This window comes from Rhizobacter sp. (genome assembly GCF_032229685.1).
Lineage (GTDB): Bacteria > Pseudomonadota > Gammaproteobacteria > Burkholderiales > Burkholderiaceae_C > LMDS01.
The window spans coordinates 219,536-241,538 of the sequence record NZ_JAVTWP010000040.1; the positions used below are offsets into that span (position 1 = coordinate 219,536).

Consider the following 22,003-nt stretch of genomic DNA (forward strand, 5'->3'; position numbering starts at 1 on the left):
GGGCGGGTCTCGGCGAAAAAGGCGTGAGTATAGGGTTTGCCCTTACCCCCTTTTCCGGGCAACAGGGTGGGCGCTGACGGTGCGCCGCGCGTGCTGCCAGAATCGACGCATCGCACATTCCGATCCAAGGAGCAGCCCATGACATACCGACTTGCAGAAGCGCCCGACACCGCCGCCCCCAAGGCCGACAAGAACAACCGTCTCGAAGACCAGCTCGTCTTCAAGTCGCGCTACGTGCTCGTCTTCGGCGAGATCGACGACAAGCTGGCGCGCGCCACCTGCCAGCGCCTGATCGCGCTCTCGGAAGAGTCTGACGCGCCGATCACCGTCACGATCTCGTCGCCCGGCGGCCACGTGGAATCGGGCGACGCCATCCACGACATGATCCGCTTCGTGCGTGCGCCGGTCACGGCACTGGGCACTGGCTGGGTGGCGAGTGCCGGTGCGCACATCTTCCTGGCCGTGCCGAAAGAGCGCCGCCTGTGCCTGCCGAACACCCGCTTCATGATCCACCAGCCGGCCGGCGGCGCGGGCGGCCAGGCGACCGACATCGCGATCCAGGCCAAGGAAATCCTGCGCACGCGCGAGCGCATCGCCAAGATCGTGGCGCGCGAGACCGGCAAGCCGCTCTCGACCGTGATGGCCGACATGGAACGTGACCACTGGATGAACGCCGAAGAGGCTGTGGCCTACGGCATCGTCTCGCGCATCATCGAGCGCCAGAAAGACCTGGCTTAAAGCTCCGCCACCGGTGCGTGACCTGCAGGCACGCCAGCATGCGTAGATTGAAAGCACGCAAGCATGCGTGACGCCGCGCTCGCCCGCATCCGGCTGCGCCACCTGCAGTGTTTTCTCGCGGTGGCGCAGTTCGGCAAGCTGAGGCGCGCGGCGCAGGCCTTGTCGATCACGCAGCCGGCGGTCACGAAAACGCTGAACGAACTCGAAGCGCTGCTGGGGCGGCCGCTGTTCGTGCGCGGTCGCCACGGCGCCACGCTCACGGCCGAAGGCGAGGCCTTCATGCGCCACGCCGGCGACAGCGTCAACGCGCTCGGCTCGGCGGTCGACAGCGTGCTGCGCGAGCCCGACGCCGCGCCGCTGCGCATCGGTGTGTTGCCCACGGTGGCCCCGTCGTTCCTGCCCGGCGTGCTGCAGGCGTTTGCAGCGCGCTGGCCGCTGGTGCCGGTGCGGGTGTCGACGGGGCGCAATGCCCAGCTGATCGAACACCTGCGCAGCCGCGAGCTCGACGCGGTGATCGGGCGCCTCTCCGACCCCGAGTTGATGGCGGGCCTGAGCTTCGAGTCGCTCTACGCCGAGCCGATGGTGATCGTGCTGCGGCCGGGGCACCCGCTGGCCACCGTGCGCAAAGCCAGAGCGCGTGCCGCCCGGGCCACGCCCGCCCTCGGCCTGATCGGCTCTTACCCGCTGGTGCTGCCGCTCGCCGGCACGCTGATCCGCCAGGTGGCCGACGGTTTTCTCAGCCGCCACGGCGTGGGCGCGCAGGCCGGGCTGGTCGAGACGCTCGACACCTCGCTGGCGCGCGCGCTGGTCTTGCAGGGCGATAACCTGTGGTTCACGCCGGCTGGCGCCGTGCTGCCCGACCTCGCTTCCGGCGCGCTGCAGCAGCTGGGCGTGGCGCTGACACCCGAAGAGCCCGTCGGCCTGATGTTGCGCACCGAGGCGGGCACGAGCGCCACGGTGCCGACTTTCGTCGCTGCCGTGCGCGCGCAGGCGGCGGCCGGCCGCACCGCGTCGAAGCACCGCGTTCGATAACATCGGGTGATCGAAGCCGCGCCGACAAATCAATTGTCGGGCGCGGGTCGGCGAACTACAGTGGCGCCACAACAGCCCCGGAGACACCCATGGGAAGAGCGGCCGCGCCCGACGCCGAATTCATGATGCGCGACACCACGTCGCACCCGCCGGCCCTCGCGCCGGCCTACAAGACCAGCGTGTTGCGCAGCCCGCGGCTGGCGCTGATCTCGTTGCAGAACTCTCTCTCCGAGGTGACTGCGCCGGTGTTTCGCGCCGATGAACTGGGCCCGCTCGACAACGACCTGATCATGAACGCGTCGAAAGGCGGCTTGCCGATCGGCGAGCGCATCGTCGTGCACGGCTACGTCCAAGACCAGCTCGGCCGGCCGGTGAAGAACGCCCTCGTCGAAGTCTGGCAATGCAACGCGAGCGGCCGCTACCGCCACAAGAAAGACCAGTACATCGGCGCGCTCGACCCGAACTTCGGCGGTTGCGGGCGTGTGCTCACCGACGAGAACGGCTACTACGCCTACCGCACGATCCGCCCCGGCCCCTACCCGTGGCGCAACCGCGTGAACGACTGGCGCCCGGCGCACATCCACTACGCGATCAGCGGCGACGGCTGGGCCCAGCGCCTGATCACGCAGATGTACTTCGAGGGCGACCCGCTCATCAAGACCTGCCCGATCCTGGGCATCGTGCCGAGCGAAGAGCAGATCCGCGGCCTGATCGCGCTGCAGGACACGAGCGCCTTCGTGCAGCTCGACAGCCGCGCCTACCGTTTCGACATCGTGCTGCGCGGCCAGCGCGCCACCCTGTTCGAGAACGCCGTGCAAGGAGCCGCGAAATGAGCCAGCAGCAAATGAAACCGCTGATGCGCGAAACCGCGTCGCAGACCGCCGGGCCTTACGTTCACATCGGCCTCGCGCCGCAGGCGGCCGGGTTCGACATCTTCGAGAACAATTTCGGCAGCGTGTTGACCAACGCGCAGACGAAGGGCGAGCGCATCCGCATCGAAGGCCGCGTGACCGACGGCATCGGCACGGTGCTGAAAGACGTGCTGATCGAGATCTGGCAGGCCAACGCCGACGGCAAGTACGCGCACCCCGGCGACCGCCAGCCGGGCAAGGCCGTCGACCCGAACTTTCGTGGCTGGGGCCGCAGCTGCACCGATTTCGACAGCGGCGTCTACACCTTCGACACCATCAAGCCCGGTGTGGTGACGGGCCGCAACGGCCGCTTCATGGCGCCGCACATCAACGTGTGGCTGGTGGCGCGTGGCATCAACCTCGGGCTGAACACGCGCCTGTACTTCAGCGACGAAGCCGAGGCCAACGCCAAGGACGCGGTCTTGAACATCATCGAGTGGGAAGCGCGCCGCAAGACGCTGGTGGCGCAGCGCGAGGTGAAAGACGGTGCCGTGACCTACCGCTTCGACATCCGACTGCAGGGCGAGGGCGAAACGGTGTTCTTCGACATCTGAGCGAAACCGCACCGTGACAACAGAAAGGGGGCCCGAGGGCCCCCTTGTTCGTTCAGATTTTCAACCGATCAGGGTGCCGGGCAGGGCGCCGAATTGGCGAGTGTCGCCGGCCGCAGCGCGCGGGTCGTGCCACTTTCGTCGGGCCCGAGCGTGTTGCGCGTGAAGGTGCAGCCGTAGGTCGTGGCGGCCACGGTCGCCGGGGTCACCACGTCGTCGCCGGTCGGCTTGATGCCGTCGCGTTCCCACTTGATCATGTCGTCGAAGGCCTCGACCTGCTCGGCCGTGGTGAAGTCGCAATGGCTCACACCGCGGATGGCGCGCTGCACGAGCCAGGTGCCGTTGCCTTTGGCGTTGGTGCGGGTCCTGTAGGTCTGCTCCATGCTGAACGGCACGAACAAGTCGCCCAGCGTGTGGATCGAGACCACCGGAATCTTGAACTCGCCGTTGACCTTCGGGATCCAGCGCAGGCCGTCGCGGCGCAGGCGGTTGGCGTCTGCCGTGGGGCTGATCTTCAACACCGACGCGTTCAACGCCGTCGTGCCCGCGGTGTCACCGTTGATGGTGTAGGTGTAGGCCGTGGTGTCGAGCACGTTCTTGTTCAGGATGCCGGTGACCGTGCCGTCGGAGCCGAAGGTGCCGTAGGCGGACGGGAAGCTGCCGCCGAACGCGATGCCCAGGTCGAACATCGGGCGCGGGCCGCCGGTGATGTTCTGCAGCACGGCGAGGTACTTCGCGCCTTGCGCGGTCGGCGCGCTCGGGAACGTGGTGAACAGCGTGCTGGTCACCACGGCGGCGATGTCGGCGAACTTGTCGGTCGGGTAGGCGGGCAGCCCGGCCAGCGCCTGCGCGGTGACCTGCATCGCGGCGAACTGGTTGAACAGTTCGGTGTCGCCGACCACGCCGCACATCGGCACGGCACCGGCGTACTTCACCTTGTGAACCGCTGTGGAGGCCGCTTCGTCTTCGATCGCGGCGGCCGTGATGTGGCCGCCCATCGAGTGGCCGGTGATGTAGGTCTTCGTCGGTGCAGCGAGTGTGCGCCCGTTGGCGGCGGCGATCTTGGTGAACTCGAGCGCCAGCGCGTTCGTGTCTTCGACTCCGGCGCGCACGTCGTAGTAGTTCTTGGCGTAGCTCGACGCGGCCCAGGCGTAGCCGTTCTGCACCAGGTAACGCCGGATCGACGGGTTCTGCACGCCGACCAGGTTGCCGGTGCCGGCGTAACCGTGGGCGTACATCACGAGCTTGCCGTTCCAGTTGGCCGGCACTTCGACGCGGTAAGACGCGCCGCCCAGCACGCCGGCCCAGCGGCTGGTGGTGCTCATGTCGGTCACGTCGCCGGCCGCGGCGGCCATGGCGGTGAAGGTGGTGGCGGTCGGGTCGGCGGGGCTGAAGGTGCGCGTGTCCTGGGCGCGGGTTTCTTCCGGCGCAGGCGGGTCGTCGCTGCCGCCGCAGGCCACCAGGAACGCCGTGCTGGCGAGAGCGAGCGCGGTCAGGCGCAGGGGTTTGTGGTACTTCATGACTTGTCTCCAATGGGTTGGTCGTTGGCGCTCTGCGGCGCATCTGTCCCTCGTGCGAAAGCGAGAATAGTCTTCATGCGCGGGGTGATGCGATGGGAGCTACCCTTGGAACCTGTCGCGTTCGGGACATCGGGTCAAACAGCGCCGTCGCGGCGGCTCCGGAATTGGGCGCGAGAATGCGGCCAGGCAGTGCACGCATGGAGGGTGTGGCGCACCGCAGCAAAACCACATGGGGACACACCCGATGCAACCCGTCATCAACAGCCTGCTCGACACCGACCTGTACAAGTTCACGATGTGGCAGACCATGCTGCACCGCCACCCGCAGACGCAGGCCGAATACACCTTCGTGTGCCGCAACGAGCCGGCCTACCCCCTGGCCGAGCTCTTGCCCGAGGTGAACCAGCAGCTCGACCACCTGTGCCGCCTGAGCTTCGCCCCCGAAGACCTGGCCTACCTGGGCGGCCTGCGTTTCATCCGCTCCGACTTCGTCGACTTTTTGCGCATCTTTCATTTCCAGCGCGAGTTCATCACGGCCAGCGTGGTGAACGGCAAGCTCGAGATCGTGGCCAACGGCCCGCAGGTGCACGTGATGGCCTTCGAGATCTACGTGCTGGCGATCGTCAACGAGTTGTACTTCCGCCGATTCGACCAGACCGCGGCGCTGCAGGAAGGGCGCAAGCGGCTGGTCGCGAAGATCGCACGCCTGCGCGACTTCGAGCGCGAGCCGAAGCGCCGCCACCCGTTCGAGTTCTTCGACTTCGGCGTGCGCCGGCGGTTTTCGGGCGACTGGCAGCGTGAGGTGGTGGCCACCTTCAAGCGCGAGGTGCCGCAATTCTTCAAGGGCTGCTCGAACGTGCTCTACGCGCGTGACCTCGACCTCGTGCCCATCGGCACCATGGCGCACGAGTACCTGCAGACCTACCAGACGCTGGGCGTGCGGCTGCGCGACTTTCAACGGGCGGCGCTCGAAGACTGGGTCCAGGAATACCGCGGCGACCTGGGCACCGCGCTGACCGACGTGGTCGGCATGGACGCCTTTCTCGGCGACTTCGACCTCTACTTCGCCAAGCTCTTCGACGGCCTGCGCCACGACTCCGGCGACCCGGTCGTCTGGGGTGAAAAAGCGCTGGCGCACTACGCCAAGCTGCGCGTCGACGCGCAGACCAAGCGGCTGGTTTTTTCAGACGGGCTCGACTTCGACAAGTCGATCGCGCTGTACCGCCACTTCGCCGACCGCACGCAAACCGGTTTCGGCATCGGCACCAACCTCACGAACGACATGGGCCTGCGCACGCTGCACATCGTGATGAAGCTGACGCACGCCAACCGCCAGCCGGTGGCCAAACTCTCAGACAGCCCGGGAAAGCTGTTGTGCGACGACGAGACCTTCCTGGCTTACCTGCGCCAGGTGTTCAAGGTCGCGAGCTGACGGCCCTCAGTTCAGCTTGGCCGGTGCACCCGCGGCCAGCAACTGCTGGCGCTGCAGTTCGCGGCGCTTCATCTCGAGGTATTCGTCGCGCTCCATCTCGTGCAGTTGCAGCGGGTAACGTTCGGTCGCGTTGAACCAGTCGCGCAGGCGCTTCTCGGGCTGCTCGGCCGCTGGTGAACCCAGCGCGCCGAGATAGGCCTCGATGGCCAGGAAGTAGCGCATCGTGTTGCGCTCGGCCACGCCGCGCAGGCCACCCACGTGCACCGGCTGGCCGCTGTCGCCCTGGCCGACGACACTGAAGCCGACCTTGTCGCGCGCCACGGTCGACAGGTAGCCCTGAAGCGCGACGCGCGCCGCCACACCGTACGAGTACGCGTACGACAGGTGGATGAAGCTGCGTTTCGCGTCGAGTGGCGTGGCCTGCACCGTGAGGCGGTAATCGCGCGTGCCGAGCGGGCCGCTGTCGGCGGCCATGCTCACCCGCAGATAGTCGGCCGTGGCCGCCGGCATGCTGTAGCGGAACGCGAGCTGGTGGCCGTCGGCCAGCTCCTGGTCGACCTTGCGGCCGACGACCAGCGTGAGCACGTCGTTCGGCCCGGTGCCGGCAACGCTGCAGAGTTTCACGTTCAGGTTAAGGATCAGCAGATCGCACCAGTTCGCCTTGCCTTTCAACGCCGGCGCGACCACGGCGAAGGGTTGGTCCACGACCGCGTAGACGTCGCCTTTCAGGCTCGCGTCGCCCTGCGTTGATTCGAGCAGCAGCGGGCGCTTGAACGGGCTGGCAGCCAGACGCTCGCGCAGCTGTGTGTGCACCGCGCGCAGCGCGCTGGCGTCTTGCGGGAACGCGGGCGACGCACCCAGCGTGGCCAGTGCCACGCAGGCGAGCACCGAGGCGAGATGGCGCAGGGTCTTGTTCACAGCCAGTACTGCCACAGACGACCGAACATCTCTTTCACGCGCAGGTCGAGCGCGCGGCCTTGCCACGCTTCGAGCGTGACCTGCTCCGACTGCGCCACGTCCTCGTCGAAGGCCTTGCGCATGCGTTCGCCGAACTCTGCGCCGAGCACGACGGCGTTGAGCTCCTGGTTGTGCAGAAAGCTGCGCCAGTCGAGGTTGGTCGAGCCGACCGTCGACCACACGCCGTCGATCACCGCGGTCTTGGCGTGCAGCAGCGCGTTCTTGCGCTCGTAGATCTTGATGCCGGCCTGCAGCAACTCGCTGTAGTGCGAGCGCCCCGCATGGAACACCAGCGCCGAGTCGGTGCGCGCCGGCAGGATCAGCTTCACGTCGACGCCGCGCGCCACGGCGTCTTTGAGGGCCGCCACGAGCTGCGGGTCGGGCACGAAGTAGGCATTGGTCAGCAGCACTTCGCGCTCGGCAGACTGGATGGCCGAGATCATCGTGGCGTAGATCAGGCTGTAGGCGTCGTCGGGCGAGCTGCCGATGGCGTGCACCACTTCGCCACCCACGCGCCCGAGCACCGGAAAGTAGTTTCGCGGCGCGAGCGTGTCGCCTTTCTGCTTGTTCCAGGTCTCGAGAAACTGCTTCTGCAGCTCGGCCACCACCGGGCCTTCGATCTGCAGGTGCGTGTCGCGCCAGGGTTGTTTGCCCTCGGGGCCCGCCGGCTTGCGGCGCACCGACGAGCCGCTCGAATAAACGCTGCTGATGTTGATGCCACCGAGCAGCGCCACCTTGCCGTCGACGACCAGCAGCTTGCGGTGGTCACGCTGGTTCACGTCCCAGCCGGCCTTGGCGGTGAGCGGGTTGACGGGGTTGAATTCGAGCACCTGAACGCCGGCGTCGACCAGGCGCTGAAAGAATTCTTTCGGCGTGCCGATCGTGCCCACGCTGTCGTGGATCAGGTTCACCTGCACGCCCGCGCGCTGCCTGGCGATGAGCGCGTCGGCAAAGCGCCGGCCGACCTCGTCGTCTTCGAGGATGTAGGTTTCCATGTTGATGTGGTCACGCGCCGCAGCGATGGCCGCGAACATCGCGGCGTAGGTGGCTGGCCCGTCCTGCAGCAGCTGGACCTTGTTGCCGGTGAGCAGCGGGCTGTCGGAGATGGCCTGCTCGAGCGCCAGGTGGCGGTCGAGCACGTCGGTGTCCTTGCCGGCACTGCGCAGGCCTTCGAGCACCTGCTTGCTGCGCGCTGCCGACAGCGGGCCACGTGCGGTTTCGACCCGCGCAGCGGGTGCGGCGCGCGCCATGTCGGGCACGATGCGCGGCAACGACCCGCAGGCGCCGAGCAGCAGGGTCATGACCGTCAGAGCCAGGCTGGCGCAGCGAGGAAGCAGCACGATCAGCGCAACGGTTTGGTTTGGGCCAGCTTGCCGCGGCACGCCGCGCGCGCTGCATCGCCCACTTCAGCCTCGCAGCGCGCGGGCGCGTCGGCCAGGCCGCCGGCCACCGCCGAGGCCGAGCCGATGCGGCGTTGGGCGCGTGGTTCTGGCGCCAGCACCGGCGCCGGCTTCTTGCCGAACGGGATGTTGATCTGCGGCGTGACCGGGTTTTCGGGCCGCAGATCGCCCGGCGTCGAAGCGCTTTCGCGCAGTTCGCTCGGGCTCAGCGGCCGCGGCGCAGGCTTGGCTGCGATCGGCGCAGAAGCGCTGGGCAGCTCCGGTGCCGAGGCCGGCTGGGCGGCGGCGCTGAAGGCACACATGGCGAGTGCGAACGCTGCCGCGAACGGCAAACAACGGTGGGTCATGGCAGGTCCCCTGCGGCGATGCAGCGGTGTGCTGCGGGTGCGCACAGCTTCGCTCCGCGCCCGTTCGCGGGCTGTAGGACGACGGGCCTTCAGCGCGCCGGCCGGCGCCGGTTCAGGCGGGCTGAGCCTGAGCGCGACCGCGCACCCGGCTCAGCAGGAACAGCGCGATCGTCAGGTTCAGCAGGTTCCAGCCGATGCCGTTGACGAACGCGGCGTGGTACGAGCCGGTCAGGTCGAACACCTTGCCCGACATCCAGCCGCCCAGCGCCATGCCGAACAGCGTGGCCATGATCACCGTGCCCACGCGCGCGCCGGCTTCGGCCGGCGGGAAGTGCTCGCGCACGATGATCGCGTAGCTCGGCACGATGCCGCCCTGGAACAGCCCGAACAGCGCAGAGATCACGTAGAGCGAGATCAGCCCGTCGAAAGGCAGGAACAGCAGCAGCGCCAGGCCCTGCAACACCGAGCCGAGCAGGAGCGTGCGCAGCCCGCCGATGCGGTCGCAGATCAGGCCCGAGACGAGCCGGCTGACGATGCCGCAGGCGAGCATCAGCGAGAGCATCTCGGCGCCGCGCGCCGCACCGAAGCCCAGGTCGCTGCAGTAGGCCACGATGTGGACCTGCGGCATCGCCATCGCCACGCAGCAGGCCACGCCGGCGACGCACAACAACAACTGCGCCTGGTTCAGGCTCAGGCCGAAAGGGCGTGTCGACGGCACGACGCCGCCGGCCCGCGACGCCGGCGATGCGCCCGCGGTGGCGGGCGGCCGCGGCCGCATCATCAACGCGAGCAAAGGCATCGTTGCCATGCAGAAGATGCCGAGGCCGATGTAGGTGTGGCGCCAGCCTGCCGTCTCGACGAAGTGCTGCACGATCGGCGGCCACACCGCGCCGGCCAGGTAGTTGCCGCTGGCGCAGATGGCCACCGCAATGCCACGCCGGCGCACGAACCACAACGAGGTGTCGGCCACGAGCGGCGCGAAGGTGGCCGCGCTGCCGAGCGCGCCGAGCAACACGCCGTGCACGAGCGCGAAGGCGAGCAGGCTGCCCGACATGCCGGCCGCGATGAAGCCGGTGCCCAGGCCGAACGAACCGAGCAGCACCACCGGCATCACGCCGAAGCGGTCGGCCGCCTTGCCCATCGCGATGCCGCCCAGGCCGAAGCCGACCATCATGAGCGTGTAGGGCAGCGACGCGTCGGCGCGCGCCACGCCGAACTCGGCCTGCACGGCCGGCAGCACCACCGAGACCACGTACATCGCGCCGCTGCCGATCGTCATCAGCGCGAGCGTGGTCAGCAGGCGGGTCCAGGCGTAGCGGGAATCGGGTTCGTGCGGGGTGTGGGGCATCGTTCGATTGTGGTGCGGCGGCGCGGGCGCACCAGCCGGGGCCACCCTGACGTCAGTGCGCCCCGACCACCACCGGCACCTCGGTGGCAGGCGGTGTGTTGCGGCTGCGGCCGCAGCGCACGATGCCGTCGATCATCACCATGCCGACGCCCGGAATGTCGCCGAGCTGCACGCTTTCGAGCAGGGTGCGGCCGGCGGTGTGCTGGGCCCGGTCCATGAAGACGAAGTCGGCATCGCGGCCCACTTCGATCAAGCCGCAGTTCAGTTGGCGGATGCGCGCGGTGTTGCCGGTGGCGAAGCAGAACACCAGCTCGGCCGGGATGTTGGCCAGGCTCGACAGCAACGCGACCATGCGCAGGATGCCGAGCGGCTGCACGCCCGATCCGGCCGGCCCGTCGGTGCCGAGGATCACGCGATGCGGGCACTTGAGCTGCAGCGCCGCCTGCGCCGCGGCGATCGCCACACGCTCGTTGCCGTTGTGCACGATCTCGATCGCGCGTGACGATTTTTCGCACAGCTCGCACACGTGCGCTTCGGGCAGCGCGGTGTGGCCGCCGTTGATGTGGCCGATGATGTCGGCGTCGGCCTCGAGCACCACGTCTTTGTCGATCAGGCCCGAGCCGGGGATCGACGGGCCGCCGGTGTGGATGGTGCTCTGGATGCCATGTTTGCGCGCCCACTTCACCATCGTGGCAGCTTCCGTCCCGCCTTTCACCGAGCCCAGGCCGATCTCGCCGAGCAGGCCCACGCCGGCTTCGGCCAGCTCCTTGAAGTCGCTCTCGACCATGCCTTTCTCGATGACGGGCGCGCCGGCCAGCACCTTCACGCCGCCGGGGCGGAAGTTGTCGAACGCGCGTTGCGCCGTGATCGCCAGCGCCTTCAGGCCGACGATGTCTTTCGGGCGGCCGGGCAGGTGCACTTCGCCGGCCGAGATCATCGTTGTCACGCCGCCGTTCATCGTCGAGTCGATCCAGCCGAGCTGGCTCTGGCGTGGCGTCCAGTCGCCGAACACCGGGTGCACGTGGCTGTCGATCAGGCCCGGCGCCACGCAGGTGTGGCGCGCGTCGATCACGGTGGCGGCTTCTGCGATGTCGCAGTCGGCCTCCTTGCCCACGGCGGTGATCAGCCCGTCGTGGATGACGATGGTGTTCGCATCGAGCACCGGGCGGTCGATGTCGCCCGACAGCAGCAACCCGATGTTGCGAATCACGACCTTGCCCGATTTGCCACCCGCCGCCACGTCTGCCATGTGCCCTCCGATCTGGTTCAGTGGATGCTACATGAGCTGGGTGCCGGGGTGCCTCGCGCGCTTAGACTGGCGCCATGACGCCTGCCACCGATCGCCTGCCCTTGCCTCTTCACGCTCGCGGGCGTTTGCCTCTGAGGTGGCTGACTTCCGATGCCTGGTTGGGGTTGCTGGTTTGCCTGCTGGTGCTTTCTGGCTGCGGGGGCGGCGGCTCGGGCGAAGCCGTGCCGATGGAAGGCTCGCGCGATGTTCAGACCATCGCGTCTCGAGTGAACGGCAGCAGCTACCCACTCAACGTCTACCTGCCGCCGGCCAGTGCCGGCCCGCGAAGCGCGTTGCCGGTGATCTATGCGCTCGACGGTGAGTGGTGGTTCGAGGTGCTCGTGAACATTGCCGAGACGACCCACGCCCGGGTGATCATCGTCGGCATCGGCAACCCGGCCTTGCGCGGCCGCGACTACGTGCCGGGCAACTTCTGCACAGTCGGTGGCGGTGGCCACGTGGCCTACTTGAACTTCATCGGCAGCGAACTCATCCCCTACATCGAACGCACTTACGGTGGTGACCCGGCGCGCCGCGTGTTGCTCGGGCATTCGCATGGCGGCAGTTTCGTGCTGTATGCGATGTTCGCGCAAGCGCCGGGCCAGCATCTTTTCAGTGCCTACCTGGCGAGCGATGCTTCGGTGAGCTGCATGACCGACACCGCCTACGGCTGGGAGCGCAGCTACGCCGCAAGCTACAGCGAGCTGCCGGTGCGGCTGCACCTGTCGTACGCCACTGGGGGGAACTACGAAGCCAACCTGCGGTATTCGCAGGCCATCGAGCAGCGCCGCTATGCCCGACTGGCGTTCAGGGCCCAGGCCTATGACGGCGGCCACACCGGCATCATTCCGCGTGCGTTTGCCGACGCCGTCGCGTTCGCGCTCGCGACCGGCCCCTGACCCGGTGTGACACTGGCCGCGCTGGCTGGTCAGGCAGTGGCCGCGGTGGGCGCGTACTTGTCGCCCACCCGCTCGCGCAGCGGGTGCGTGTCGTACACGATGTGCATGCTGGCGATGCGCTCGCTGCCCGCGCGAAAGCCGAACACGTCGACGCAGGTGAAGTCGACCAGGCGGCCGTCGGCGAGTGTCCAGTCGTAGCGGAAGTACGCCGCCACGCGCACCGTGCCGTCGGTGGGCTGCACCGAAGCGAACAGGTCGATCAGCGTGATCACGCTCTGGCTCGACGCCTGCGCCAGCCGCGGGAAGAACTCGCGTGCCGGCATCGTGCCCAGGAAGGGCGAATGCACCACGCCATCGGGCTCGAAGCTCGCGACCAGGCCGGCCGTGTCGCTGGTGTGCAGGCAGCGCAGATAGGCACGCACGGTGTCGAGCGGATTGGTGTTCATGTGCAAGCTCCTGGCATGTCGATGGGCCGGATTGTTCTTGGCTTCAGTCGCAGCGACAAGCCAGAATGCCGGGCAACCGATAAGGGATGCTTATGAATCTGCGCCACCTGAACTACCTGCGGCTCGTCATCGACCACGGCAGTTTCAGTGCTGCTGCCCGCGCCGCCGGCGTTTCGCAGCCGGCCATCAGCCAGGGTTTGAAACAACTGCAGCGTGGGTTCGGTTCGCCGCTGTTCGTACCCTCTGGGCGACGGCAGCTGCCCACCGACGTGGCCTTGCGCGCTGCGCTGGGCGGGCAGGAACTGGCCGAGCGGATTGGCGCACTCGCCGCACCGCGCGCCACCGGGCGCGGCAGCGACACGCTGCGGGTCGGCGCCACGGCGTCTGCGGCACTCGTCTGCGGCCCGGCCCTGCACGACGCCTGGTGCCAGGGGCATCCACGCCGGCGCCTCGACCTGTCGAGCGCTGACGAAGGCCGCATGCTGGCGCGGCTGCAGGGTGGTGAACTCGACCTGGTGATCGCGCCCTTGCCGCGCGGGCAAGAGGTGCTCGGCCTCGTGGCGCGGCCGCTGTACGCCATTGCACCGCTGGCCTATGCGCGGCGGGGCCACCCGTTGGCGGGTGCGCAATCGCTGGTGGCCTTGCAGGCGGCGTCATGGGCCATCGTGGGGCCGAGCGTGAGTGGGCCGGTCGACGTGCTGCGTGAAGCGCATGCGGTGCGCCGAATGCGCGTGCCGCGTGTGGCTGTGTCGTGCCCCGACTACGCCAGCCTGCTGCGGCTGGTGGCGCAGACCGACCTGCTGGCCGTGCTGCCCCACCCGGCGCTGCTGCGCGGCACGTCGGGCGAGCAGATCGTGCCCCTGCATCTGCGCGAAGCCTTGCCGCGCTACGAGATGCACCTCTTCACGCCGCTGCGCCCGCGCCGCGCGCTGGCGCCGGTGGTGGCGCGTCTGCAGCAGCTCGGTACGCTGCCGGTCGCACCGCCCGAGCTCAGACGATCGACGCGGAAAAAGCGGTGAGCGCGATCGCGCCGAGGCACAGCAGCATCAGCACCCAGTTCGGCGCCGAGCCGTGGGGCACACCACCGTGGCGGTGACGATGTTTGTCAGTCATGTGAACTCCGGATACAGAGGCGCGGTCGTTTGTCACGCCCGCCAGGGAAGGTGGCCCGTTCGTGGCCTGCTGCGGACGAAGGAGCGAGCTTCGTGCCAGTGCGGCAGAAGTGCTCGGCGTGCCGGCGCGAGCCGCCTTCAGTGCCCGACGATCGCGTTGCGCATGCGTTCGAGCACGAGCTTCACCTCGGCCTGCTCGCGCGCCGGCACCTTGAACCGGGCGAGCGACTTGAACAGGTCTTCGACCAGCGCGTCGAACTCGTTGTTGCGGATGTTCATGCCTTCATGGGAAGCCGACATGTCCAGGCCGCGGTAGACACACGGCCCGCCGGTGCGTTCGCAGATCAGGTCGACGAGGTTGTTGCCCAGCCCCGGCGCGTTGGCATGCAGGAAGTGGCGGTTGATGCGCGGGTCGGCCGAGATGTTGTGGATCGCGTCGGCGACCACCGCGCTGATGGCGGCGCGGCCACCGAGGCGCCCGTAGAGGCTGGGCGGTGCGCTGGCGCAAGCGGCCAGCCCCGCCACGAGCAGCAGCAGCGCGGCGGCGAATCGAAGCGTTCTTGTCGGCAAGCGGGGCCTCGGCGGCGCAGTGGAGTCGGCCGCATCGTACGCGCGGCGCGCCGCCCGCGCCGGCCGCGTATCAGGGCGCCTGGCCGATCGCCGAGAGCAAGGTGGCCGACGGCGCGTGCCAGCCGACGATCGCGCCCTGCGCTGCGATCATCGCCAGTGCCGCGGCCTTGAACTCGGGAAAGTAGCTTTCGGTCGCATCTTCGATGAGCAGGCAGTCGTAGCCGCGGTCGTTGGCTTCGCGCATCGAGGTCTGCACGCACACCTCGGTCGTCACGCCGGTGAACACGAGATGGGTCACACCCTGCGCGTGAAGCATCTCGTGCAGCCCGGTCGACCAGAACATGCCCTTGCCGGGCTTGTCGATCACGAGTTCGCCGCTCTGCGGCGCGAGCGCCGGAATGATCGAGGTGCCCGGCTCCCCGCGGATCAGCAGCCGGCCCATCGGCCCGGGTTCGCCGATGCGCTGCGTGGGCGAACCGCGCAGGCGCTTGGCCGGCGGGCAGTCCGACAGATCCGCCTTGTGCGCTTCGCGCGTGTGCACCACCGGCCAGCCACGCGCGCGCCAAGCGGCGAGCAGGCTGGCGATCGGCCCGATCGCCGTGTGCAGCAGCGTCACGTCGTTGCCGAGCGATGCACCGAAGCCACCGGGTTCGACGAAGTCACGCTGCATGTCGATGATGACGAGCGCCGTTCGGCCCGGCGCAAACGGGTAGGGAAACGGCGTCGCGGCGATGTCGATCAGGTTCATGCGGCCTCCGGCAAGGCATGGCCATGGTCGCCGCCGCCCATGTGCGAGCCGATCACGCGGCGGTCGGCGCCGGCGGCCGGCGTTTCGAAGACGATGCGGCCTTCGCTCATCACCGCGATGCGGTCCGAGAGTTCCAGCAACTCGTCGAGGTCTTCGCTGATCAGCAGCACCGCGCCGCCCTTGGCGCGCACCTGCAGGATGCGGGCGTGGATCTCGGCCACGGCCGCGAAGTCGAGGCCGAACACCGGGTTCGCGGCGATCAACACGTTGATGCTGCCGGCGAGTTCACGCGCCAGCACGGCGCGCTGCACGTTGCCGCCCGAGAGGCTGGCGATCGGCGCGTTCTCGCCGCGGGTCTTCACGCCGTATTCGGTGATCCACGAACGCGCGCGTTCGCGCCATGTTCCGAAGCGCAGCCAGCCGCGCTTGAGCGGCGCTTCGTCGAAGTCACGCAGCGCCATGTTCTGCGCCACCGAGAGTTCACCGACGCAGGCGTTGCGCAGCGGCTCTTCGGGCAGCGCGCGCAATTGCAGGATGCGGTTCTCGGAGCGCTTGGCGGCATAAGGTTCGCCCACCACCCGCACCGTGCCAGCCACGCGCGGTCGTTGCCCGACGAGCGCTTCCACCAGCTCGCGCTGGCCGTTGCCCGAGACACCGGCGATGCCGAGGATCTCGCCCTTGCGCACCGACAGATTCAAACCCTGCACGGCCAGCGTGCCACGGTCACCCATCGCGCTCAGCCCTTCGACCTGCAGCGCGATGGGCGCCGCCGCGTCGGTGGCGGCGCGGGGCGCGGCACTGCCTTCGGCCACGATGGCCGATGCGCTCGCGGCCGAGTCGCCGATCATCGCCTGCGCCAATTGCTCGGGCGTGGTGCTCGGCACCGAAGCGCCATGCACACGCTTGCCGCGCCGCAGCACGGTCACTTCGTCGGCATAGGCCATCACTTCGCGGAACTTGTGCGTGATCATCAACACCGTGCATTCGCCGCGCTGGGCCACGGCACGCACATAGGCCAGCACTTCGTCGGCCTCTTGCGGCGTGAGCACCGACGTGGGCTCGTCGAGGATCAACAGTCGCGGCTTCAGGTAGAGCTGCTTCAGCAGTTCGAGCTTCTGTTTTTCACCAGCGGCCAGGCCGGCGGGAGTTGCGTCGAGGTCGAGCTTGAAGGGTGTGGATTTCAGGAAGTCCTGCAGCGCGGCACGCTCCTTTTTCCAGTCGATCAATGCTGGCGTGCGGCCACCGGCGAGCAGCAGGTTCTCGGCCACGTTCATGCCGGGCGCGAGCGTGAAGTGCTGGTACACCATGCCGATGCCGAGCGAGCGTGCGATCACCGGCGTGGCGATGTCGTGCTCGCGGCCGTCGATCAAGATCGAGCCGCCTTCGGGCCGCTGCGAGCCGGCTACGCATTTCACCAGCGTGCTCTTGCCGGCACCGTTTTCGCCGAGCAGCGCGTGTACCGAACCGGCAGCCACCGTCATGCTGACTGCGTCCATCGCCGTGAAGCTGCCGAAGCGTTTGGTGAGCTCCAGGGTTTCGAGCGTGAGGGCGCCGGTGGCGGGGGGTTTGGGGTCGAGTGGGGCGGTCATGGCTGGAACTCCGTCAAGTCGGGCACGTTGCGGCGGGCGGCACCAGTGGTGGTTCTCGACGAGCAAGCGCAGACGCGCCTTTGCCGCCCATCACGCCAACCCTTCCAGCACCGCACCCGAAGAAGCCACCGCACCAAAAACCCCACCCTGCATCTTCACCATGCTCAGCGCAGCCAGGTGGTTGCCATAGTCGGTCGCGGCCGTGCAGTCTTCGAGCAGCAGGCACTCGAAGCCCCGGTCGTTGGCTTCGCGCATCGTCGTGTGCACGCACACGTCGGTCGTGATGCCGGTGAGCAGCAGGTTCTCGATGCCGCGCGTGCGCAGGATCAGCTCCAGGTCGGTCGCGCAGAACGAGCCCTTGCCGGGCTTGTCGATGACGATCTCGCCCGGCAGCGGCGCGAGTTCGTCGATGATGTTCCAGCCGGGTTCACCGCGCACCAGGATCCGGCCGCAAGGCCCGTCGTCGCCGATGCCGCGGCCCTCGGTGCCGATGCGGCGCGAGCGCCAGCGTTTGTTCGCGGGCAGGTCCGACAGGTCGGGCCGATGCCCTTCGCGGGTGTGGATGATGTGGAAGCCAAGCGTTCGCAAACGACCCATCAGCTTCTTGATCGGCCCGATCGGCGCGCGCGTGAGCGACAGGTCGTAGCCCATCTTGTCGACGTAGCCGCCGACACCGCAGAAGTCGGTCTGCATGTCGATCACGATCAACGCCGTGTTGGCCGGGCGCAGGTCACCGTTGTAGGGCCACGGATACGGGTCGGCGTTGACGAAAGTGGAGGTTTTGCTCAAGGCGTTCTCCTGGCGCTCACTCGGGCAGCATGTTGCGCGGGGCGTGTGCGCGGGTCGGGCGGGCGAAGCCGCACGACGTGCCGTCGGTGTGCACGACCTCACCCTCCCACGGCAACTGGAACGTGCCCTTCACCATGTCCTGCATGAAGGTGTAGGGGCAGTCCATCGCACCGCCTTTCACGGCGCTGTAGCCGCGGTGCCAGAGCTGGTACGGGTTGTTCTCGACGCCCCAGTGCACACGCGCTTCGCGCACCAGGTCGGGCCGCACTTCGCAGGTGACGATCTCGTCGACGCGGCCGCCGCCTTCGGCCATCACCGTGCCGTCGAAGTTGCAGACCATCGCTTCGCCCATCGAGTCGAAGGTGCCGTCGCTGCCGCTCAGGCACACGCTCGCCGTGACCATCAGGTTCTGGAACGCGTTCGCCTGGTTGGTGATCTTCCAGGCATGGCGGATCGGCGCGGTGTAGCCGGCCGTGCGCAGCATGATCTCGGCGCCCTTGTACGCGCACTCGCGCGCCATCTCGGGGAACATGCCGTCGTGGCAGATGATCAGCGCCAGCTTGCAGCCCTTCGGCCCGCTGATCACCGGGATGCCCAGGTTGCCGGGCTCCCAGGCTTCGACCGGCACCCACGGGTGCAGCTTGCGGTAGTAGAGCGCGACCTCACCCTGGTCGTCGATCACGATGCCGGTGTTGTACGGGTTGCCGTTCGGGTTGAACTCCATGAGGGAGAAACAGCCCCAGAGCTTGTGCTCCTTGCAGGCGACCTTGAATGCCGCGACTTCGGGGCCGTCCATGCTGCACATCAGCTCGGGGGCCGTGCTCATCGACAGGCCGTGCAGCGCGTACTCGGGGAAGACCACCAAGTCGAGCCCGGCGTTGTTGCGGCGCGCCTTGCCCACCATCGCGACGATGCGCGCGGCCTGCTGCTTCAACTGCGCTGGCGTTTCGACCACCGGCAACTGCAGTTGCACGAGGCCGATCACGACGCCGTTCGGCGATTTGTTCAAGCCACCGAGACCGCTCATCGAATCGTCCTTGTCAGCGTGCGGAAGACAACTCGCCCGGGCTGCCCTCGGCCACCTTGCCGGGCCGGCAGCTGATCACGAGGATCACGAGCGTCAGCACATAGGGCACCGCGGCGAACAGGTTGTAGCCCGAGCTGATGCCGATCGATTGCAGCGCCGGGCCGATGGCCCCGGCACCGCCGAACAGCAGCGCCGCACCCACGCAGCGCAGCGGGCTCCAGCGCGCGAAGATCACGAGCGCCACGGCGATCAGGCCCTGGCCGCTGGAGATGCCTTCGTTCCAGCTGCCGGGATAGAACAGCGTCAGCGACGCACCGCCGAGCCCGGCGATCGCGCCGCCTGCCGCGGTGGCGGCGATGCGGATGCCGTTGACCGAATAACCCAAGGCTTTGGTCGCGCTGGCCGAATCGCCCGCCAGGCGCACCAGCAAGCCCCAGCGGGTGCGCGCGAACCCGAGATACATCACCACCGCGAGCACGATGCCGACCGGCAGCAAGGGGTTGATCTGCAAGGCCGACTGGAACAGCGGCGAACTGCTCCACGCACCCATCGGCAAGGGTGGCAACTGCGTGGCCTGCGGCTGGATCAGCGGCTTGCCCCAGTAGAAGGCCAGTCCAGTGCCGAGCAACATCAGAGCGATGCCGGTGGCCACGTCGTTCACGCGCGGCAACGAGCACAGCAGGCCATGCAGCAGCGCGAGCACGGCACCGGCTGCGGCGGCCACCAGCACGCCGATCCACGGCGAGCCGCTGAGGTAAGAGCCGCCGAAGCCGGCCATCGCCGACAGCACCAGCACGCCTTCCAGCCCGAGGTTGATGCGCCCGGATTTTTCGGTCAGGCACTCGCCGAGGCTGACGAAGAGAAAGGGCACGCCGACGCGCAGGGCGCCACCCAGAATCGCGGCGAAGAAGGGCAGCAGCACGTCGTTCATGGCGTTTTGAGTGAACGTCAGGTGGGTTTGACGGTGCTGTTCAGCGGCACTTCGCGCGGCGCCATCGAGCGCCGGAAACGCTCGCCGGCCGCTTTCCAGTCGACCCCACGCAAGGCTTCGCTCGCAAGAATCAGCACGAAGGCGATGCCTTGCAGCACCTGCACCGAAGCGTCGGGCAAACCGAGCCGGCGCTGCAGCAGGCTGCCCGCCGCGCCGAAGCCTCCGAAGAGGATCGCGACCGGAATCACCGCAAAGGGAGAGTGCCGCGCGATGAACGAGACCAGGATGCCGGCGTAGCCATAGCCTGCGATCAAGGACGCGTTGGCGTTCGTGTGCACCGCCGCCACTTCGATGGCGCCCGCCAGCCCGGCACATCCGCCACCGAGTGCACACGCCAGCAGGATCAGCCCGCTCGCCGGCAAGCCCACGAGCTGCGCGGTGCGCGGGTTGCCGCCGACCACGCGCACCGAGAAGCCACGCGCGGTGAGCGCCAGCCACAGGCCGAGCGCGATGCAGGCCAGCACACCGATCACGAAACCCCAGTGCACGTCGGAGCCAGCGATGCCGCCGATGCGCACGGCTTCTTCGAGCGTGCGCGTGGAGGGCTTGTTCAGCGTGGCCGGGTCGCGCATCGGCCCTTCGACCAACTGCTTGAAGATCGCGATGGCGGTGTACGCGAGCAGCAGGCTGCTGATGGTTTCGTTGACGCCGCGGTACTGCCGCAGGGCGCCGGCCATCGCGATCCAGCCCGCGCCGATCACGAAGCCGGCGACACACAGGATCACGCTGCCGATGAGGTTGCCGGGCAACGGCATCAGGTAAGGCACCGCGGCCGCCGCGAGACCGCCGAGCACCAAGGCACCTTCACCGCCGATGATGACCAGCCCTGCGCGCGCAGGCAGCGCCACGCACAGGGCGGTGAGCATCAGCGGCGCGGCACGCGTCAACGTGTTCTGCCACGAGAACCAGTCGCCGAACGCGCCCTTGAACAGCAGCACCCAGGTCTCGACCGGGCTCACGCCGCCAAGCCAGACGAATACGCCGAACAGCAGCAATGCGCCGATCAGCGCACCAATCGGAAGCAAGGCGTCGACGATGTTCTTGTGCATGGCTCGGCCTCGCGAAATGCGTGCCTAGACCGAGCCGATCACGCCTTCGACGAGGTAGTTCATGCCTTCGAGCGCCGGGTCGGTCTGCTTCAGCGTCGTGGGCACCACGACCGCGCCCTTGTTGTTCTTCAGCCCGGCGACGAAGATGTCGAAACCGCCGGCGAGCATCTTGGCCTTGATGGCGTCGGCCATCTTCTTCGCAGGCTCCGGCACCATCGAGCCGTAGGGCGACATCTTCACGTAGCCTTCTTTCAGGCCGCCGCGCGAGAAGTTCGGGTGCGGCTTGCCCGCCTGTGCCGCGTCGACGATGGTCTTGTAGACCGTGGTCCAGTTCCACTCGGCGCCGGTCAGGTAGGCGGCGGGCGCGAGCTTGGCCTGGCTCACGTGGTAACCGCAGACCATCTTGCCGCGCTTGGCGGCGGTCTCGACGATCACCTTCGGCGAGTCGACGTGCATCGTGAACACGTCGACGCCCTGGTCGGCCAGGCTGTTGGTGGCTTCGGCTTCTTTCACCGGCATCGACCACTCGCCGGTGAAGATCACCGTGGTGGTGATCTTCGGGTCGACCGAGCGTGCGCCCATCGTGAAGGCGTTGATGTTGCGCAGCACCTGCGGGATCGGCTTGGCGGCCACGAAGCCGAGCTTCTTGCTCTTGCTCATGTGGCCGGCGATCACGCCGTTCAGGTACTGGCACTCGTCGATGTAGCCGAAGTAGCTGCCGGTGTTCTTCGGGTGCTTGCCTTCGGTCCACATGCCGCCGCAGTGGGCGAAGCGCACGTCGGTTTCCTTGGCGGCCAGCGTGATGAGGTAGGGGTCGAAGTAACCGAACGAGGTGGGGAACAGCAGCTTGGCGCCGTCCTGCTTGATCATGCCGGTCATGGTCTTGGTGACGGCGGCGGTCTCGGGCACGTTCTCTTCTTCGACGAGCTTGATGCCGGGCATCTTCTTGATCTCGGCCGCGGCGGCCGCCTGCGACTGGTTGTAGCCGAAGTCGTCACGCGGGCCGACGTAGATCACGCCAACGGTCAGCGGTGCCTGGGCCGCCGCGCCGCGCAGGGTCCAGGGCGACAGCGTGGCCGCGGTCAGGGCCGAAAGCTGCGCCAGGGCGCGGCGGCGGGACGTGTCGAGAGGGTTCGTCATGGGAGTTTCTCCGCGATGTAAGGGGTTGCGCCGTACTTTGGTGCACGCTCTGGTATACCGAGTGGCATTCAGCAAGACGCATGCCTGCATCGGGCGGCTCGTGGGCCTGCGGAGGGTGG

23 protein-coding genes are annotated in these 22,003 nt (G+C 68.0%); 7 read left to right on the forward strand and 16 right to left on the reverse strand.

Annotated features, from left to right (window positions below; all coding sequences use genetic code 11):
• Nucleotides 1-138 precede the first annotated feature (138 nt).
• The 4 genes from AC30PD_RS19105 to pcaG all read left to right on the forward strand — a co-directional run bounded on the left by AC30PD_RS19105 (nucleotide 139) and on the right by pcaG (nucleotide 3,235).
• Entirely contained in the window at nucleotides 139-738 is a 600-nt protein-coding gene (locus AC30PD_RS19105; protein WP_489537266.1) for an ATP-dependent Clp protease proteolytic subunit, read from the forward strand.
• Nucleotides 739-801: 63 nt separating this feature from the next.
• Nucleotides 802-1,770: a pca operon transcription factor PcaQ gene (gene pcaQ, locus AC30PD_RS19110; protein WP_489537267.1), complete on the forward strand. Its 969-nt coding sequence runs from the start codon at nucleotides 802-804 to the stop codon at nucleotides 1,768-1,770.
• 89 nt (nucleotides 1,771-1,859) lie between these two features.
• Entirely contained in the window at nucleotides 1,860-2,603 is a 744-nt protein-coding gene (pcaH, locus tag AC30PD_RS19115) for a protocatechuate 3,4-dioxygenase subunit beta (protein WP_489537268.1), read from the forward strand.
• On the forward strand, nucleotides 2,600-3,235 hold the full coding sequence (gene pcaG / locus AC30PD_RS19120) for a protocatechuate 3,4-dioxygenase subunit alpha (RefSeq protein WP_489537269.1): 636 nt from the start codon (nucleotides 2,600-2,602) through the stop codon (nucleotides 3,233-3,235). Before pcaH ends, pcaG begins: the two co-directional genes overlap by 4 nt.
• Before the next feature lie 68 nt (nucleotides 3,236-3,303).
• Here the strand turns inward: pcaG and AC30PD_RS19125 are convergent, their stop codons facing one another.
• A complete protein-coding gene (locus AC30PD_RS19125; RefSeq protein WP_489537270.1) occupies nucleotides 3,304-4,752 on the reverse strand; it encodes an alpha/beta hydrolase family protein in 1,449 nt (482 codons plus the stop codon).
• A 244-nt stretch (nucleotides 4,753-4,996) separates the two neighbouring features.
• Between AC30PD_RS19125 and pncB the strand changes: the two genes are divergently transcribed.
• A complete protein-coding gene (pncB, locus tag AC30PD_RS19130) occupies nucleotides 4,997-6,184 on the forward strand; it encodes a nicotinate phosphoribosyltransferase (protein WP_489537271.1) in 1,188 nt (395 codons plus the stop codon).
• A gap of 6 nt (nucleotides 6,185-6,190) precedes the next feature.
• Here the strand turns inward: pncB and AC30PD_RS19135 are convergent, their stop codons facing one another.
• The 5 genes from AC30PD_RS19135 to AC30PD_RS19155 form a co-directional block, all read right to left on the reverse strand.
• Nucleotides 6,191-7,102: a hypothetical protein gene (locus AC30PD_RS19135; RefSeq protein WP_489537272.1), complete on the reverse strand. Its 912-nt coding sequence runs from the start codon at nucleotides 7,100-7,102 to the stop codon at nucleotides 6,191-6,193.
• On the reverse strand, nucleotides 7,099-8,442 hold the full coding sequence (cls, locus tag AC30PD_RS19140) for a cardiolipin synthase (RefSeq protein ID WP_489537273.1): 1,344 nt from the start codon (nucleotides 8,440-8,442) through the stop codon (nucleotides 7,099-7,101). Before cls ends, AC30PD_RS19135 begins: the two co-directional genes overlap by 4 nt.
• Nucleotides 8,443-8,483: 41 nt before the next feature.
• Entirely contained in the window at nucleotides 8,484-8,888 is a 405-nt protein-coding gene (locus tag AC30PD_RS19145; protein WP_489537274.1) for a hypothetical protein, read from the reverse strand.
• Nucleotides 8,889-9,000: 112 nt separating this feature from the next.
• Nucleotides 9,001-10,236: an MFS transporter gene (locus AC30PD_RS19150; RefSeq protein WP_489537275.1), complete on the reverse strand. Its 1,236-nt coding sequence runs from the start codon at nucleotides 10,234-10,236 to the stop codon at nucleotides 9,001-9,003.
• A 52-nt stretch (nucleotides 10,237-10,288) separates the two neighbouring features.
• Entirely contained in the window at nucleotides 10,289-11,485 is a 1,197-nt protein-coding gene (locus tag AC30PD_RS19155) for an amidohydrolase family protein (RefSeq protein WP_489537276.1), read from the reverse strand.
• A gap of 74 nt (nucleotides 11,486-11,559) precedes the next feature.
• Between AC30PD_RS19155 and AC30PD_RS19160 the strand changes: the two genes are divergently transcribed.
• Nucleotides 11,560-12,423: an alpha/beta hydrolase gene (locus AC30PD_RS19160; RefSeq protein WP_489537277.1), complete on the forward strand. Its 864-nt coding sequence runs from the start codon at nucleotides 11,560-11,562 to the stop codon at nucleotides 12,421-12,423.
• A gap of 29 nt (nucleotides 12,424-12,452) precedes the next feature.
• On the opposite strand, the gene AC30PD_RS19165 is transcribed toward AC30PD_RS19160, so the two are convergent.
• Nucleotides 12,453-12,869: a nuclear transport factor 2 family protein gene (locus AC30PD_RS19165; RefSeq protein ID WP_489537278.1), complete on the reverse strand. Its 417-nt coding sequence runs from the start codon at nucleotides 12,867-12,869 to the stop codon at nucleotides 12,453-12,455.
• Nucleotides 12,870-12,961: 92 nt separating this feature from the next.
• Here AC30PD_RS19165 and AC30PD_RS19170 point away from each other — a divergent pair, with 92 nt between their 5' ends.
• Nucleotides 12,962-13,888: a LysR family transcriptional regulator gene (locus tag AC30PD_RS19170; protein ID WP_489537279.1), complete on the forward strand. Its 927-nt coding sequence runs from the start codon at nucleotides 12,962-12,964 to the stop codon at nucleotides 13,886-13,888.
• On the opposite strand, the gene AC30PD_RS19175 is transcribed toward AC30PD_RS19170, so the two are convergent.
• The 9 genes from AC30PD_RS19175 to AC30PD_RS19215 all read right to left on the reverse strand — a co-directional run bounded on the left by AC30PD_RS19175 (nucleotide 13,860) and on the right by AC30PD_RS19215 (nucleotide 21,884).
• Complete coding sequence (locus AC30PD_RS19175) at nucleotides 13,860-13,982, reverse strand: hypothetical protein (RefSeq protein WP_489537280.1); 123 nt, start codon at nucleotides 13,980-13,982, stop codon at nucleotides 13,860-13,862. The genes AC30PD_RS19170 and AC30PD_RS19175 overlap by 29 nt on opposite strands.
• Before the next feature lie 137 nt (nucleotides 13,983-14,119).
• Complete coding sequence (locus tag AC30PD_RS19180; protein WP_489537281.1) at nucleotides 14,120-14,551, reverse strand: group I truncated hemoglobin; 432 nt, start codon at nucleotides 14,549-14,551, stop codon at nucleotides 14,120-14,122.
• Nucleotides 14,552-14,621: 70 nt separating this feature from the next.
• Complete coding sequence (locus AC30PD_RS19185; RefSeq protein ID WP_489537282.1) at nucleotides 14,622-15,299, reverse strand: cysteine hydrolase family protein; 678 nt, start codon at nucleotides 15,297-15,299, stop codon at nucleotides 14,622-14,624.
• On the reverse strand, nucleotides 15,296-16,888 hold the full coding sequence (locus AC30PD_RS19190) for an ABC transporter ATP-binding protein (RefSeq protein ID WP_489537283.1): 1,593 nt from the start codon (nucleotides 16,886-16,888) through the stop codon (nucleotides 15,296-15,298). Before AC30PD_RS19190 ends, AC30PD_RS19185 begins: the two co-directional genes overlap by 4 nt.
• A gap of 90 nt (nucleotides 16,889-16,978) precedes the next feature.
• Complete coding sequence (biuH, locus tag AC30PD_RS19195) at nucleotides 16,979-17,677, reverse strand: biuret amidohydrolase (protein WP_489537284.1); 699 nt, start codon at nucleotides 17,675-17,677, stop codon at nucleotides 16,979-16,981.
• A 16-nt stretch (nucleotides 17,678-17,693) separates the two neighbouring features.
• Nucleotides 17,694-18,704, reverse strand: a complete 1,011-nt coding sequence (locus AC30PD_RS19200) for a formamidase (protein WP_489537285.1) — start codon at nucleotides 18,702-18,704, stop codon at nucleotides 17,694-17,696.
• Nucleotides 18,705-18,717: 13 nt separating this feature from the next.
• Complete coding sequence (locus tag AC30PD_RS19205) at nucleotides 18,718-19,635, reverse strand: ABC transporter permease (RefSeq protein WP_489537286.1); 918 nt, start codon at nucleotides 19,633-19,635, stop codon at nucleotides 18,718-18,720.
• A gap of 17 nt (nucleotides 19,636-19,652) precedes the next feature.
• Nucleotides 19,653-20,744 carry an ABC transporter permease gene (locus AC30PD_RS19210; RefSeq protein ID WP_489537287.1) on the reverse strand — a complete coding sequence of 364 codons (1,092 nt, stop codon included), beginning with the start codon at nucleotides 20,742-20,744 and terminating at the stop codon, nucleotides 19,653-19,655.
• Between the two features lie 24 nt (nucleotides 20,745-20,768).
• Nucleotides 20,769-21,884, reverse strand: a complete 1,116-nt coding sequence (locus tag AC30PD_RS19215) for a BMP family ABC transporter substrate-binding protein (protein ID WP_489537288.1) — start codon at nucleotides 21,882-21,884, stop codon at nucleotides 20,769-20,771.
• Between the last annotated feature and the right edge of the window lie 119 nt (nucleotides 21,885-22,003).

What these genes read in the sequence shown, in the direction of transcription:
- AC30PD_RS19105 (WP_489537266.1), top strand. Translation starts at nt 139, where the DNA reads ATGACATACCGACTTGCAGAAGCGCCCGACACCGCCGCCCCCAAGGCC.
- pcaQ (WP_489537267.1), top strand. Translation starts at nt 802, where the DNA reads ATGCGTGACGCCGCGCTCGCCCGCATCCGGCTGCGCCACCTGCAGTGT.
- pcaH (WP_489537268.1), top strand. Translation starts at nt 1,860, where the DNA reads ATGGGAAGAGCGGCCGCGCCCGACGCCGAATTCATGATGCGCGACACC.
- pcaG (WP_489537269.1), top strand. Translation starts at nt 2,600, where the DNA reads ATGAGCCAGCAGCAAATGAAACCGCTGATGCGCGAAACCGCGTCGCAG.
- AC30PD_RS19125 (WP_489537270.1), bottom strand. Translation starts at nt 4,752, where the DNA reads ATGAAGTACCACAAACCCCTGCGCCTGACCGCGCTCGCTCTCGCCAGC.
- pncB (WP_489537271.1), top strand. Translation starts at nt 4,997, where the DNA reads ATGCAACCCGTCATCAACAGCCTGCTCGACACCGACCTGTACAAGTTC.
- cls (WP_489537273.1), bottom strand. Translation starts at nt 8,442, where the DNA reads ATGACCCTGCTGCTCGGCGCCTGCGGGTCGTTGCCGCGCATCGTGCCC.
- AC30PD_RS19145 (WP_489537274.1), bottom strand. Translation starts at nt 8,888, where the DNA reads ATGACCCACCGTTGTTTGCCGTTCGCGGCAGCGTTCGCACTCGCCATG.
- AC30PD_RS19150 (WP_489537275.1), bottom strand. Translation starts at nt 10,236, where the DNA reads ATGCCCCACACCCCGCACGAACCCGATTCCCGCTACGCCTGGACCCGC.
- AC30PD_RS19155 (WP_489537276.1), bottom strand. Translation starts at nt 11,485, where the DNA reads ATGGCAGACGTGGCGGCGGGTGGCAAATCGGGCAAGGTCGTGATTCGC.
- AC30PD_RS19160 (WP_489537277.1), top strand. Translation starts at nt 11,560, where the DNA reads ATGACGCCTGCCACCGATCGCCTGCCCTTGCCTCTTCACGCTCGCGGG.
- AC30PD_RS19165 (WP_489537278.1), bottom strand. Translation starts at nt 12,869, where the DNA reads ATGAACACCAATCCGCTCGACACCGTGCGTGCCTATCTGCGCTGCCTG.
- AC30PD_RS19170 (WP_489537279.1), top strand. Translation starts at nt 12,962, where the DNA reads ATGAATCTGCGCCACCTGAACTACCTGCGGCTCGTCATCGACCACGGC.
- AC30PD_RS19175 (WP_489537280.1), bottom strand. Translation starts at nt 13,982, where the DNA reads ATGACTGACAAACATCGTCACCGCCACGGTGGTGTGCCCCACGGCTCG.
- AC30PD_RS19185 (WP_489537282.1), bottom strand. Translation starts at nt 15,299, where the DNA reads ATGAACCTGATCGACATCGCCGCGACGCCGTTTCCCTACCCGTTTGCG.
- AC30PD_RS19190 (WP_489537283.1), bottom strand. Translation starts at nt 16,888, where the DNA reads ATGACCGCCCCACTCGACCCCAAACCCCCCGCCACCGGCGCCCTCACG.
- AC30PD_RS19200 (WP_489537285.1), bottom strand. Translation starts at nt 18,704, where the DNA reads ATGAGCGGTCTCGGTGGCTTGAACAAATCGCCGAACGGCGTCGTGATC.
- AC30PD_RS19205 (WP_489537286.1), bottom strand. Translation starts at nt 19,635, where the DNA reads ATGAACGACGTGCTGCTGCCCTTCTTCGCCGCGATTCTGGGTGGCGCC.
- AC30PD_RS19210 (WP_489537287.1), bottom strand. Translation starts at nt 20,744, where the DNA reads ATGCACAAGAACATCGTCGACGCCTTGCTTCCGATTGGTGCGCTGATC.
- AC30PD_RS19215 (WP_489537288.1), bottom strand. Translation starts at nt 21,884, where the DNA reads ATGACGAACCCTCTCGACACGTCCCGCCGCCGCGCCCTGGCGCAGCTT.